The 13527-nt window shown below is 51.4% G+C and carries 12 protein-coding genes; all 12 read right to left on the bottom strand.

Annotation, left to right across the window (positions count from 1 at the left end):
* Positions 1-996: 996 nt before the first annotated feature.
* Positions 997-2052 (bottom strand): flavodoxin-dependent (E)-4-hydroxy-3-methylbut-2-enyl-diphosphate synthase, encoded by a 1056-nt coding sequence (ispG, locus tag NW747_RS07720; protein WP_273186548.1) that lies wholly within the window; start codon positions 2050-2052, stop codon positions 997-999.
* Positions 2053-2387: 335 nt separating this feature from the next.
* Positions 2388-3413, bottom strand: a complete 1026-nt coding sequence (rseP, locus tag NW747_RS07715; RefSeq protein ID WP_273186546.1) for an RIP metalloprotease RseP — start codon at positions 3411-3413, stop codon at positions 2388-2390.
* Positions 3407-4570: a 1-deoxy-D-xylulose-5-phosphate reductoisomerase gene (locus NW747_RS07710; RefSeq protein ID WP_273186543.1), complete on the bottom strand. Its 1164-nt coding sequence runs from the start codon at positions 4568-4570 to the stop codon at positions 3407-3409. The genes rseP and NW747_RS07710 overlap by 7 nt, the downstream gene beginning before the upstream one ends.
* An 11-nt stretch (positions 4571-4581) precedes the next feature.
* Positions 4582-5391, bottom strand: coding sequence for a phosphatidate cytidylyltransferase (locus NW747_RS07705; protein WP_273186542.1), 810 nt, complete (start codon positions 5389-5391; stop codon positions 4582-4584).
* 8 nt (positions 5392-5399) lie between these two features.
* Positions 5400-6125, bottom strand: a complete 726-nt coding sequence (locus tag NW747_RS07700; RefSeq protein WP_273186539.1) for an isoprenyl transferase — start codon at positions 6123-6125, stop codon at positions 5400-5402.
* A gap of 629 nt (positions 6126-6754) precedes the next feature.
* Complete coding sequence (locus NW747_RS07695; protein WP_273186536.1) at positions 6755-6880, bottom strand: hypothetical protein; 126 nt, start codon at positions 6878-6880, stop codon at positions 6755-6757.
* 177 nt (positions 6881-7057) lie between these two features.
* Positions 7058-7615 carry a ribosome recycling factor gene (frr, locus tag NW747_RS07690; RefSeq protein WP_008859223.1) on the bottom strand — a complete coding sequence of 186 codons (558 nt, stop codon included), beginning with the start codon at positions 7613-7615 and terminating at the stop codon, positions 7058-7060.
* 2 nt (positions 7616-7617) lie between these two features.
* On the bottom strand, positions 7618-8346 hold the full coding sequence (pyrH, locus tag NW747_RS07685; protein ID WP_008859224.1) for a UMP kinase: 729 nt from the start codon (positions 8344-8346) through the stop codon (positions 7618-7620).
* A gap of 108 nt (positions 8347-8454) precedes the next feature.
* Positions 8455-9333 carry a translation elongation factor Ts gene (gene tsf, locus NW747_RS07680; RefSeq protein WP_273186533.1) on the bottom strand — a complete coding sequence of 293 codons (879 nt, stop codon included), beginning with the start codon at positions 9331-9333 and terminating at the stop codon, positions 8455-8457.
* A 93-nt stretch (positions 9334-9426) separates the two neighbouring features.
* Complete coding sequence (rpsB, locus tag NW747_RS07675) at positions 9427-10197, bottom strand: 30S ribosomal protein S2 (RefSeq protein ID WP_273186531.1); 771 nt, start codon at positions 10195-10197, stop codon at positions 9427-9429.
* Between the two features lie 227 nt (positions 10198-10424).
* Entirely contained in the window at positions 10425-11888 is a 1464-nt protein-coding gene (locus NW747_RS07670) for an ISLre2 family transposase (RefSeq protein WP_273186528.1), read from the bottom strand.
* A gap of 374 nt (positions 11889-12262) precedes the next feature.
* Positions 12263-13369, bottom strand: coding sequence for an acyltransferase (locus NW747_RS07665; protein ID WP_040379872.1), 1107 nt, complete (start codon positions 13367-13369; stop codon positions 12263-12265).
* Positions 13370-13527: the final 158 nt, after the last annotated feature.

The following is a 13527-nucleotide window of genomic DNA, read 5'->3' as shown; positions in this document are numbered from 1 at the left end:
TATTTTTTCTTCATTTTACGGAATATGCAAAAGAAATGCAATCATCAAAATGGACACACCTGCGGTGTGAGGGTTCAGAGGGTTCAGAGGGGAAGGTTGACGGGGCTTCGCCCCGAGGGTTGTGGCCGCCTGATGGCGGCAGGTTGTATAGAAGGGTTGCGGAAAAAGGTTCTTAGGATTGATGGGCCCTTTCGGGCCCAAGAGTTCTTAAGTTTGACGGCCTTTCAGGCCGAGGGTTGTGGTATCGCCCTCTCGGGCGATGAATATAAAGTCAGCGTTACGGGATTAGCTGTCTGTATCATATGTGACACAATATCCAGTGCCACCTATTTTCTCGTTTCCCCTTGAGGGGAAATGCCACGTAGTGGCAAAAGGGTGTACGGGGCAGAGCACCGATAGGATGCTCCATCGCGGTCCTGACCGCCAATCGGCGGCCCCCTGAGCAAAGCGATGCATAGCGAACACATTTTGCACTAGCGAACTGGATTTGTTAGGGAGCATCAGCGACCTGAAAATCCAGTGAGTCAGTGACAGCAGCGGTTGATGGAGCGCTAGCGACGCGCAAAATGTGTTCGCTGTGCACGCCGTCAGGCGACGGAGGAACAGCATCAGTTCTACTACTCAAAATACGGACCTATTCTCAGGGCTTCGCCCATATAAAATATAGTACTTCCTTCAGCTTCCCCCGTACTGCCTTCCGGTGTGTTTTTTGCACATTCCCTCTTGAGCTTGTTGGGCAAAGATCCGGCACATACCTCCCAGTCCCCAGAATTCCTGCACGCCTTACCTTGTCCATCATGTTCCCTCCGCCTTTTTGTAAGCTAGAGTCTTTTGCTTTTGTTGACATATTATTTTTTTAGTATATCCGGGTTAACCGGAGAGAGTCAATATAAACATGTATTCACCAGAAAAAGGACTTTGCACTCGTAAGTGCCAAAGTCCTTTTTCTGGTTTTCATAGGGCGCTATAGTGATGAATGAATTCACAGCCCTTAAATTACTGATTTTCAAATTTCTCTATTTCTTCCATCAAGGCAGGAATCAGTTCTCCTTCCGGTACGCTCCTCAGGATTTTTCCTTTTCTGAAGAGGAGACCGCTGCCTTTTCCACCGGCTATGCCGAAGTCTGCTTCTCTGGCTTCGCCGGGACCGTTGACAGCGCAGCCCATGACGGCTACGCGGATGGGTTTCTTGAATTTCTGGATTTTTTCTTCCACTTCCTGAGCCATATGGATGAGGTCCACCTGGGTGCGGCCGCAGGTGGGGCAGGAGACGAGGACGGGGCCGTACTGCTGCATGCCCACGGAGCTCAGGATCTCTTTGGCGGCCTTCACTTCTTTCAACGGGTCGTCGGTGAGGGAGACACGGATGGTATCGCCAATGCCGTCCAGAAGGAGGCTGCCGATGCCGATGGCCGATTTAATGGTGCCGCGGTAGAGGGTCCCTGCTTCGGTGACGCCCAAATGAAGGGGGTAGTTCACCTTTTCATGAAGGAGGCGGTTGGCCTTCACCATCATGGGAACGTCAGTGGATTTGACGGAAATGACGATATCGTGGAAGTTTTCTTCTTCCAGGATTTTCACATGTTCCATGGCGCCGGCCACCATGCCTTCCGCCGTGGGATGGCCGCCGTATGCGTCGAGAATGTGCTGAGGCAGGGAGCCGGCGTTAATGCCGATACGGATGGGAATCTGTTTTTCCCTGGCCATGTCCACCACTTTCACTACATTGTCCCGGCTGCCGATGTTTCCCGGGTTAATACGGAGGGCATCAATGCCCTGTTCCATGGCAGTCAGGGCAAGGCGGTAGTCGAAATGGATATCCGCCACCAGCGGCACGTCCACTTTTTCCCGAAGGGCCCCCAGGGATTCGGCGGCCTTTCTATCGGGCACCGCTACCCGGACAATGTCGGCGCCCGCTTTGTGGAGGGCATTGATTTGAGCTGCCGCATATTCTGTATCCACAGGGCTGAAGGTGCTCATGGACTGAATGGCAATGGGCGCGCCGCCGCCTACGGCAACGGGGCCTACATGGATCTGTCTGGTTTTTTCCATTTTTTCACCTGATTGTTTGAATTAATAAAGTATTCATGGACACCTCTTTGATGTGAGGGTTCTTAAGATTGACCGGCCGTTGGCCGAAGGGTTCGTAAGTTTGACGGCCTTTCAGGCCGAGGGTTGCGGTAGCGGCTTCGCCGCAGATAAAAAAAGGTTAAGGTAGGTGCCGCAGGTTGTGTAGAAGGGTTGTGTGATCGCCATGGGGCCACTCTGCAGCCCGGGTTCAGGAGGTTCAAAGGGTAGGTGCCTGCTCCGCCCTTGGACACGCCTGCGGCGTGAAGTTCTTAAGATTGACCGGCCTCACGGCTGGAGGGTTCGTAAGTTTGACGGCCCTATTTCATCAGTCCCTGAATATCATTGCTCATGGCGAAGAGGAAGAGTCCCAGAAGAATGGTGACTCCCACGGCCTGTATGTAGTAGAGCGCTTTTTCCGGAAGTTCTCTTCCACTCACGCCTTCGATGAGGGTCAGAATGAGGACGCCTCCGTCCAGAAGGGGAATGGGGAGAAGGTTCAGGAAGCCCAGGTTCAGGCTGAGGAGGGCGATGAAGAGAAGGAGGGAGAGAAAGCCAGTGTCAGCTACCTGGGCGCTCATGCGGGCGACGCCGATAGGGCCGGCTACGTCTGCTTCGTGGCCGGAAATCATATCGACGAGGCCGGTGACCATCATTTTAAGTAGGAAGAGGCAGCGATCTCCGCCCATAAGGAAGGCCTCTCCCAAGCCTACGTCATGGTGTTCCAGGTAGGGGGAAATGCCGATGATGGGCCGGCCATTGTCACCGTCTGTCATCATGATGGTGAGGGTTTTCTCTTCTCCTTCATGGCTCACGGTGACGGGGACGATACGGGTGTCCAGGGTTTTTGTGATTTTTCCGATGTCCGTCCAGGTATCTACTTTCCGGCCGGCCACGGTGAGGATGGTGTCCCCCTTCTCTATGCCCTGCTTTTCTGCAGAGGTGCCGGAGAGGACGCCGCCTACGACGGGAAGGTCCGGGAATGTCTGATATCCTGCGTAGAGAAAGGCGCCAGCAAAGATGAAGAAGGCAAGGAGCACATTGAAAACGGAGCCTGCCGCAATGACAACGAGTCTGGCCCAGACGGGACGGTTCACGAAGGCCCGGGGGTCATCGTTTTTATCACTGCTGTCCATGCCGGCGATGCGGTTAAATCCTCCCAGGGGGATAGCCCGAAGGGAATAAAGGGTTTCTCCCCTTTTTATACCGCCCAGTTTGGGTCCAAAGCCTACGGCAAATTCTTCTACTTTCATGCCGGTGAACTTGGCCATCAGGAAATGGCCTCCTTCATGGATGAGGACGATCACTGCAAAAACAAAGATGGGAGCCAGAATATTGACTAACATGAAGCAATCCTCCGGATTTCACTTTCTGCCAGCGCTCTTGCCAGCCGGTCTGCTTCCATAATGTCCTCATAGGAGCGAATTTCACGGGAGATAAACCTGGAAAGGGTTTCTTCCACCACGTCATAAATGGAAAGGAAGGAAATACGGCCGGCGATGAAGGCGCGGATGGCTTCTTCATTGGCTGCGTTGAAGGCGGTGCCTGCGGTGCCTCCTTGTTTCCCGGCTTCATAGGCCATTTTCAGGGAGCGGAAAACTTCCAAGTCCGGCTTTTCAATAATAATGGAGGCGATGTCCCGCCAGTTGACGTACTGCCTCGAAGGGGAAGGCAGTCTTTCCGGATAGGTCAGGGCGAACTGGATAGGCAGACGCATATCGGGATTTCCTATCTGGGCCATAATGGATCCGTCATCATATTCTACCATGGAGTGGATCAGGCTCTGGGGCTGGACGATCACTTCAATATCATCGTAGTCCACGTTGAAGAGCCAATGGGCTTCGATGACTTCCAGACCCTTGTTGAACATGGTGGCCGAATCCAGGGTCACTTTCATGCCCATGTTCCAGGTAGGATGCTTCATAGCATCGGCCAGAGTCACCTTTTTCAGTTCTTCCCTTGTTTTCCCCCGGAAGGGACCGCCGGAGGCGGTGAGGAGAAGTTTATGGATATGCTTTCTGTCCTGTCCCAGCATGCACTGGAAAATGGCGCTGTGCTCGCTGTCTACGGGACGGATGAGAACATGGTGCTTTTTGGCTTCCGCCAGCACCAGACTGCCGCCGGCCACCAGGGTTTCCTTATTGGCCAGGGCCAGTTCCTTTTCTGCTCCAATGGCAGCCAGAGTGGGGGCCAGTCCCGCAATGCCCACCACTGCCACCAGCACCAGATCCACATCATCCCGAAGGGCGGCTTCAGTGAGGCCCTCCTGCCCGATGATCACTTCGGCCGGTCCTGTATAGAGAGATTTGAATTTCCTGCCCGCTTCTTCATCACTGACTACGACAGCGGCAGGATGAAATTCTTCTGCCTGCCGAAGGAGTTTGTCCACGCTTTTGTTAGCGCAGAGCACCTGAGCATGGAAAAGGTCCGGATGAGAGCGGATCACGTCCAGCGTCTGGGTGCCGATGGAACCGGTAGAACCTAATACTGCAATTTCCTTCATAGAAACTCCTTTCACCTAAGCAGGGCCAGCACCGCCGCCAGGGACGGCGCTACAAAAAGCAGACTGTCGAAACGGTCCATCATGCCGCCGTGGCCTGGAAGAATGTTTCCGGAATCCTTAATATCACAGGCCCGCTTGATGTAGGACTCAAAGAGGTCCCCCACCGGCGCCATAACGGCCGCCATGAAGGAGAGGAAGAAAGCATGGGTCATGTCGTAGGAAAAACCATAGGCAATGGCCATGCCCAGCACTACGCAGCCCAGAACACCGCCGATCAGTCCTTCCACCGTCTTATTGGGGCTGATATGGGGCGCCATTTTGTGTTTCCCAAAGCTCTTCCCTGCCAGATAGGCGAAGGAATCGCTGGCCCAGGTGCATACCAGGGCAAAGAGGATGAGAAAAATCCCCGGATCCCCGTTCACTGCCCCTGCGGGAAGCAGCTCGCGGCTGCCCCGGAGAAGGGCCAGGGTGCCGAACCCCAGGCCGAAATAAAGGCTCCCGAAGGAAGTGTACACCAGATTTGTCATTTCTTCCTTCTTAATGGAAAGAATGAGGAAAAGAAGAAGACAGAAGGAAAGGAAAATCACCGCTGTAAAGACCTTCACGGAATAGAAGCCGGCAGACAGCACCACCGCCCCTATGGCAATGGCCGCAGGAATGCGGTAGATGCGGATGGAAAGCTGCTTCAGCATGCGGTCGTACTCCGCCAGGGCTATGAGGGAAACAAGGAATACAGCCCCCGTCAGGAACCAGCCGCCCAGCCACACGAGGCAGAGCACGGCGATAATTCCCACAATGGCAGTCAAAACACGAACTTTCATAATACCTCCTAGTGATCCTTTTCCGTGAGGCCGCCGAACCGGCGGTCCCTTCCGGTGTACCAGTCCACAGCCTTTTCAAGCTCTTCTTTTGTGAAATCGGGCCACAGCACGGGAGTGAAATAGAGCTCGCTGTAGGAAGCCTGCCAGAGAAGGAAATTGGAAATACGGGACTCCCCGCCTGTACGGATGAGAAGATCCACATCTATGGCATCGGAGGGATAGAGATGGGCTTTCACCGTATCTTCAGAAATAGTAGAAGGATCAATCTCTCCCCTCTCTACTTTTTCGGCTATTTCACGCATGGCATGGACAATTTCCATACGGCCGCCGTAATTGATGGCCACATTGAGCACCATGCCGTTATTTTTGGCAGTGTCCCGCTCGCACTCTGCAATGCCTTTCCGAAGGCCTTCGGAAAGAACGGACGTATCGCCCACAATGTGGACCTGCACATTGTCCTCCACCAGCTCTTTCAACTGGGAAATCAGATAATTTTTAAAAAGCTTCATCAGGAAGCGTACTTCCAGAGACGGTCTTTTCCAGTTCTCCGTAGAGAAGGCGTAGAGAGTGAGCACCTTGATCCCCATATGTCCGGCAGCCCGTACAATGGTCTTCACATTGGCGGCACCTACCTGGTGCCCGTAAGTTCTCTCCCGGCCTCTCTCTCTGGCCCACCGGCCATTGCCATCCAGAATGATGGCCACATGTTCAGGAAATGCCTTTTTATCAGACATATATCATTCCTCGTTTCAGGATACAAAGATTTAATTGCTTGGACACACCTTCGGTGTGAGGGTTGACGGGCCTACGGCCCGAGGGTTGTGGCCGCCTGACGGCGGCGGGTTGTGTTCGCTTTCGCTCAGGGGGCAACGGCCTTTCAGGCCGAGGGTTGTGGATAGCCGCTTTTGGCGGTGCACAGCGAACACATTTTGAAGGAGCGCTAGCGACGCGCAAAATGTAGTGAGTCGTTTCCCCTTTAGGGGGCAATGCTTATAAAATCAGCGTTACGGGATTGTCGTTATGGGTCATATAGCTTGATACGCATTCTGCTGACTGGCTCGCTGCGCTCGCCTCCCCCTATCCGGCTTCGCCAGACTTCCCCCGCAGTTCGGTCGGTCAATCGAAAGGAAGGCCCTTTTATGGGCAGGCTAAGGGCCTACTTTGACCGACTTGCACATCCTATGCAGGATGTGCACAGGGGCAGAATAAAGCTAACGCATAGCGAAGAATAAAGTCCCCCCGCCGGGGGGAAGGTGGTGGCGCCAGCCACCAAAAGGGGTGCATTTCCGACGCCCGCAAGGCGGTTGTATGGTTTTCACAGCCCACCGGGTCACTCCCCCGGTTTTATACAAACTGGCGCCATCTATTTAAGGTGCCTGCCGCAGCCCTCATAGCCGCAGGCCCTTCTAGGAATACGGGAAAGCATGCCCCGATCCCGGTCCTGGCCGCCCCAGCTGCCAGCCCCATTCTGCCGGGAGATTTTTTCCACTCCTCCTTCGCATCGGTAGAAATGACGACATGCGGGAACCTCCCCCTCCCGATCCTGGCCGCCACCAGCTCACAGGCTAAAACAGTTACATCATAAGAGGGCGCCTTTTATGATGTAAAGGCGCCCAATTATAACCCTTTCGGGGAAAATCCTCTCAGCCCTGCCCGTGAAGGGGTCTCAAACGGACATGATTTCTTTGATTTTTCTTTCGGTCACTGCTTCTACTTCTTTAATCTTCTTGTCAGTGAGCTTCTGAATTTTGTCTTCCGTATCTTTGATGATGTCCTTGGACACGTCGCTGTTCTTTTCTTCTTTTTTGAGGAATACGTTGCCGTCGCGGCGGATGTTGCGGACTGCGACTTTGGCTTCTTCCGATTTCTTATTGACCACTTTTACCAGTTCTTTACGTCTTTCTTCTGTGAGCTGGGGAATGGCCATGCGGATGAGGTTTCCATCGTTCATGGGAACCAGGCCCAGGTCGGACTGGAGGATGGCTTTTTCAATTTCTTTCAACAGAGATTTATCCCAGGGCTGCACTACCAGCATCCTGGCTTCCGGTACGGTAACGGAGGCTACCTGGGTCACCGGGGTGCGGCTGCCGTAATACTCTACGAAAATCCGGTCCAGCAGGCTGGCATTGGCCTGGCCTGTACGGATGGAGGTAAATTCGCTCTTCAGGGCGTTGATGGACTTGTCCATTTTTTCGGATAAGGTTTTCAGTTCGTCTTCGTACATAATTATTTCCTTTCAATGAGGGTGCCCAGGGTTTCGCCTTTGCACGCTTTGACAATATTTCCGGGAACGTCGATATTAAAGACAACAATAGGAATATTATTGTTCATGCACAGTGTAATGGCCGTGTTATCCATGACAGCCAGCTGTTTCTGCAGTACATCGTTGTAGGTGAGGTGCGTAAACATTTTGGCTTCCGGATGGTACTTGGGATCTGCATCGTATACGCCGTCGGTCTGTTTCTTTGCCATGAGCATAACGTCTGCTTCGATTTCGGCGCTGCGCAGAGCCGCGGTGGTATCGGTGGTGAAATAGGGATTGCCGGTGCCGGCGCCGAAGATGACTACCCTTCCCTTTTCCAGATGGCGAATGGCGCGGCGGCGGATATAGGGTTCCGCAATCTGCCGCATTTCAATGGCGGTCTGCACGCGGGTGGATACGCCCAGTTTTTCCAGCGCATCCTGCAGAGCCACGGAGTTGATAACTGTAGCCAGCATGCCCATGTAGTCGGCGGATGCACGGTCCATGCCGCCCTGGCTGCCTTTCAGGCCTCTCCAGATGTTGCCGCCGCCTACGACTACAGCCACTTCTACGCCCGATTCGCAGGCTTCCTTGATTTCCCGGGCCAGCCTGTAAACCACTTCCGGATCAATGCCGAATCCCTTGTCGTTGGCCAGCGCCTCACCGGACAATTTCAGCATAACTCTTTTGTAATGTTTCGTTTCAGCTTCCATGGTACACCCCCAGAAATAACATAAAAGTTCTCTATTTATTATATAGTAATTTTCTCCCATTTACAAAATAAGAGAACACTAAAAAGTGTCCTCTTATAATTGTTAGGATTACTGATTCAGCTGTTTTGCAACTTCTGCTGCCAGGTCGTCCTGCTTCTTTTCGATGCCTTCACCAAGCTGGTAACGGGCGAAACGAAGAACTTCCGCATTCTTGGATTTCAGAAGTTTGGCAATGGTCAGATCGCCGTTTTTAATGAATTCCTGGTCTACGAGGCATACTTCCTTGTAGTACTTGTTGATTCTGCCCAGAACCATCTTTTCGATAATCTTTTCCGGTTTGCCTTCATTTCTTGCTTCCACAGCAAGAACTTCTTTTTCGTGTTCGATTTCAGCCTGGGGAACTTCGCTGCGGTCCAGGTAGGAAGGATTAGCAGCAGCAACCTGCATGGCAATGTCCTTGCCCAGTTCGTCGTCTCCGCCTTTCAGTTCTACCAGGACACCGATCTTGCCGCCGCCATGGATATAGCTGTACACTTTGCCTTCAGCGCTTTCATAGCGGACGAAGCGGCGAACGGAAATGTTTTCGCCGATCTTGGCAACCGCTTCCGTTACGGTGTCTTTCACGGACTTGCCGTTCATGTCAGATGCCAGGAGAGCATCCACATCAGCCGGATTTACGGCGATAATCTGCTGTGCAATGGAGTGAGCCAGTGCCTTGAAATCATCATTGCTTCCTACGAAATCGGTTTCGCAGTTGACTTCAACGATGGTACCGGTTTTGCCATCTTCGGAGATAGCGGAAACTACAGCACCTTCAGCAGCTACGCGGCTTGCCTTCTTCGCAGCCTGGGACAGTCCCTTTTCACGGAGAATGTCTACAGCCTTTTCTACATCGCCATCAGCTTCAACCAGTGCTTTCTTGCAGTCCATCATGCCTGCACCGGTTTTAGTACGCAGATCCTTTACCATACTAGCTGTGATTTTCATCTTATGACCTCCATCATAAAATTCAAGGTGTTTGTCTGATTCTTGGGCCGAAGCCCCGGGGCTTTAAGGAAGCCCCTGCCTTACAGTTTAAGATTATTCCTTATCTTCAGCCGGAGCTTCAGCAGCTTCTTCTGCGTTTTCAGCAGCTTCGCCTGCTTCTTCAGCAGCGGCTTCTTCCTGCTGGCCCTGACGGCCTTCGAGAACAGCGTCAGCCATCTTGCTGGTGAGCAGTCTTACAGCGCGGATAGCGTCATCGTTGGCAGGAATCGGATAATCAATGACATCGGGATCGCAGTTGGTATCAACGGTAGCAACAACGGGGATGTGGAGCTTGTGAGCTTCGGAAACAGCGATTTCTTCTTTCTTGGAATCGATGATGAAAATAGCTCCCGGCAGTCTCTTCATGTCTTTGATGCCGCCCAGGTTCTTTTCCAGCTTTTCCAGTTCTCTCTTCATAAGGATAACTTCCTTCTTCGGATACTGGTCAGTGGTGCCTTCTTCAAACATCTTTTCCAGTTCTTTCAGACGGTTGATACGGGTCTGGATGGTGCGGAAATTGGTGAGCATGCCGCCGAGCCAGCGTTCGTTGACATAGAACTGATTGCAGCGGGTAGCTTCTTCCTTCACGGAATTCTGAGCCTGCTTCTTGGTACCTACGAAGAGAATGGGTTCGCCTTTAGCTGCTACATCACGGATGAAAGCATATGCTTCTTCTACTTTCTTCACGGTCTTCTGCAGATCGATGATGTAGATACCGTTGCGTTCGGTGAAAATGAACCGAGCCATCTTCGGGTTCCAGCGACGGGTCTGATGACCAAAATGAACGCCTGCTTCTAACAACTGTTTCATGGATACAACTGACATAATAAAAACCTCCTGTTAATAACCTCTGCCCGCTTCTTCTCCCGTAACCACCCTGTCAGAGGGCACAGATACGAAATCCACGGACATGTGTACTTGTACTCAAGCTTTTCTATTTTATCAAAAAGAAAGGACACTTGCAAGGGGAAAATTTAACCCGGTAAGTGTCAAGTTTTCCTCGGTAATTCATTTGACTGTCGATAATTACTATCTCCGTGGCTTCGGCTTTATCAGTATTTCTGTATAGCTCTGGCCAGTCTCCCCATTGGTGAAGAAGAAGCTCCATAAACGCCTATACGTCCCTCCAGGCATCCCGGCCTATAGTTTCTCATTTTACGCTTCTGCGCCTCATTCCGGACATTCTGGGCGATTTTACGCTCTGCCTGCACCGCAGCCTTGTGCATGGCTCTATCCATCTTTTTGTAGCTTTTCCCATTAGCATGGTACAGGAGAGCTGCTGTAAGTGTTTTATTCTTCCGGGCGGTTAATACCCAAACCATACACTCCATTCCCTCGCTGGACCAGCTACGTCCCTGCCGCTTCATGCGATAGCTGTAAAACCGGTGGTTTGTTTCTGCAGTCCCCAGGTGAATCTCTGTATGGATGCCGCGCTGACTCAGGCTGGGGATATAGGGAGCATTTCTCTCCAGATAGCTCTGCAGCTTGTCTACCTCCTCCAAATCCGCCTCTGTTCGGGCGCAGCTCCGGGCAGTATCCATCCATACGGGAATCTGTTTCATAATATCGTCGCTCTGGTGAAGTTCTCGGATAATACGGTCTATCAGTTTCCTGTTGCAGAAGCTGAGCCGGGTCCGGATCTTTTCATGCACATGATAGCAGTCGCGGAAGTGCTGGTGATCCAGGCAGCCTTCTACCATTTGCTCAAAGTCCTGAAACTGGTATCCGGACCCTCCATCCCCATTCGACAGCACTGTGGTCTTAGACAGGTCATAGTGCCCAAGCAGATAGCTTCTTACCATTGCAAAAAGTTCTTTTCTGCTGGTAGATGCAAAGCAGCGAAGTCCTACCAGTTCTGTCCTGTTGCCATTTTTCCTGACTCCCTCATATACCTGGAGGCGGTGCACTTCCGAAACGCCGCCTTTCTCCTTGTTCTTGAGTACAATTCCATCTCCTTCAATCGCTATAATTTCCGGTTGTGTCGGCTTTTCAACCTTTTCCTCTTCTGCCAATGCTTTTTCATAAGTCTTCGCCTTCTTACCGGCATAGTTCTTGAGTGAGATAACAGACTGATGGGAGATGGTAATTCCCGCCAGGCTTTGCAGGAGTTCGCTGGCACTGCGAGATGTGGTAATTGCGACAGCCTCGACAATCCGCTCAATCATTCCCAAGCTGTAGTGTTTTCTAGGCTCAAAGCCCATTTTACGGTCCAAAGGATAGAAGGTCTTCCCTTTTTTCTGCAGAAGTCGTCGGGTATAGGTCAGCTCTCCATAGCGGCAGCAAATCGTCCTAGAGTCCCGGCGCGCCACACGCCACCCCTGTACCTTGTAAATCTGATACAGCTCAGCGTCAATACGCGCCAGGGCCATAGCTATAAGCTGACAGTTCATTTCAGTGAGCCAATGAGTTAGCTTCCTTTCAGCCTCGATAGAGTCATCAGATTCCTTAATGAGAGAAATGACTGCACCAATTGCATTTTCACTCCAAATTTCTCCAGTTTTTGTTATAATATCCATGAGGAAAGCCCTTTCTTTGTTTTATTTGTGCACGGAAATTATAACATTTCCACTCAAGGGGAGGCTTTCCTCTTTTATTGTTTCTGGAAAAATTCCCCTACCGAGTAAAATTTTACACTAAGTTTAACCCGCCTTTCGGCGGGTCAGAGATGTCTGTCAATGTTTGTATATTGAGAGAATCCGGAGGTACCGCCCTTTGGACGAGTTCTCCCTATGGAAGCGCTGATTAAATCATTGTTTGCTTTTATTCTTGAATTTTTATGCAATGTGAGGAATGGGCTGACGCGAATAGCGAGCTATTTAAGGAAGCCCATGACGAAACAGTGCATAAAAATTCTTATAAAAGAAAACTCTATGAATTAATCAGTGCTTCCCTATATAAGGCGGGCAAAGTAAGGTATCTTCTTCAGTCCCCAGGTAATCACAACGCCCAGAGCATAGGCCATGGAAATCCATATTACCGCATCAATGAAAGGAATACGATACATATATTTCAAAAGAATATGGGTGTAAATTACGTGGGTCAGATTTCTTGTAATTTCTTCAAAAAGCATGACGCCGAAGGACATGCTGCCAAAGAATACCAGCGCCTTACCCGCCTTTTCCGACACATGATGAGTGCTGAACCACCAGCGGCAGGTGCAGAAGACAAAAGCGGTATTCAAGAAGAGGAAGGAATCGTAGAACCGTTCGGAAATGGCCTCGGTCATCCCCCCCGCTGCGATGCCGTGGTACCAGGTCATGGCGCCGGCGGCTGCAGTACCGAGGAGAGCAGCGATTCCCAGTTTCACCAGATTCCTTTTCGTCAGCCAGCTCTGAGGCAGCACGTTTTCAATCCAGTAGCCCATGAGGAAGTAAAAAGTAGGCTCGCTCACCGCCAGGAGAGGATTCAGGAAATAATTCATTTCCGCGCTCCCCTTGAAAATGAGGAAAGACACCATGGGCATCACACCCACAAAGAACAGGTTCAGACCGATGAGGTACAGATAAAGCTTCTCATCCAGTACTTTCACCAGCTTCCTCCAGATGGGAAGCATGAGGAGGAATGAAATATAGATATATAGGAAATAGTAGGCCGTAGCCAGGTCCGACGTGTAGAGAAGGGTAAAGAACTTGGCTATGTGTCCGGGAATGGACAGGGGCAGGTTATGGTAGAACCACACATAGTTAATCAGGGAAAATACAAAAATCACCTGCAGGAACCGCCATATCCTCTTCTTCCAGATGGTAGAGATCGGCTCCTCTTTTCCCAGAAGAAGGGCGCCGGAAATCATAAAGAAAATGGGCACCGCCGTCTTCACCCAGAAAGGCACAGCCAGATAGAGAGGATAGAAAAATGAAGCGGGCCTCTCAATATATAAAGAAAAGCCAGCAGTCGATGTATGGGTAAACATAACCAGCCAGATGCAGAGAGCGCGAAGAAATTCAATATGGAGCTTCTTCTTCTTTCTGCCGGCAGAAACTGTTTTTTCTGTGTTCAATAGGATACCTTCTTTCTGCATCGCCTTTGCGGGCGATGAGGGTTCTTTGGATGGATAGGCTTTTGGGACCCGGGGTTCAGGGGTTAGACCCCCCCCTGGGCCGAGGGTTGTGGTGGCGGCTTCGCCTTTGGACACACCTTCGGTGTGAAGGTTCAGAA

Source organism: Dialister succinatiphilus, assembly GCF_928721695.1.
Lineage (GTDB): Bacteria > Bacillota > Negativicutes > Veillonellales > Dialisteraceae > Dialister > Dialister succinatiphilus.
The sequence above is the reverse complement of the archived record's forward strand: the minus strand, read 5'-3'. Positions and strand labels throughout refer to the sequence as shown.

Coding starts and splice junctions, on each gene's coding strand:
- rpsB (WP_273186531.1), bottom strand. CDS start 10,197: ATGTCAGTTGTATCCATGAAACAGTTGTTAGAAGCAGGCGTTCATTTT.
- rseP (WP_273186546.1), bottom strand. CDS start 3,413: ATGTTAGTCAATATTCTGGCTCCCATCTTTGTTTTTGCAGTGATCGTC.
- frr (WP_008859223.1), bottom strand. CDS start 7,615: ATGTACGAAGACGAACTGAAAACCTTATCCGAAAAAATGGACAAGTCC.
- NW747_RS07700 (WP_273186539.1), bottom strand. CDS start 6,125: ATGTCTGATAAAAAGGCATTTCCTGAACATGTGGCCATCATTCTGGAT.
- NW747_RS07705 (WP_273186542.1), bottom strand. CDS start 5,391: ATGAAAGTTCGTGTTTTGACTGCCATTGTGGGAATTATCGCCGTGCTC.
- tsf (WP_273186533.1), bottom strand. CDS start 9,333: ATGAAAATCACAGCTAGTATGGTAAAGGATCTGCGTACTAAAACCGGT.
- NW747_RS07710 (WP_273186543.1), bottom strand. CDS start 4,570: ATGAAGGAAATTGCAGTATTAGGTTCTACCGGTTCCATCGGCACCCAG.
- pyrH (WP_008859224.1), bottom strand. CDS start 8,346: ATGGAAGCTGAAACGAAACATTACAAAAGAGTTATGCTGAAATTGTCC.
- ispG (WP_273186548.1), bottom strand. CDS start 2,052: ATGGAAAAAACCAGACAGATCCATGTAGGCCCCGTTGCCGTAGGCGGC.
- NW747_RS07670 (WP_273186528.1), bottom strand. CDS start 11,888: ATGGATATTATAACAAAAACTGGAGAAATTTGGAGTGAAAATGCAATT.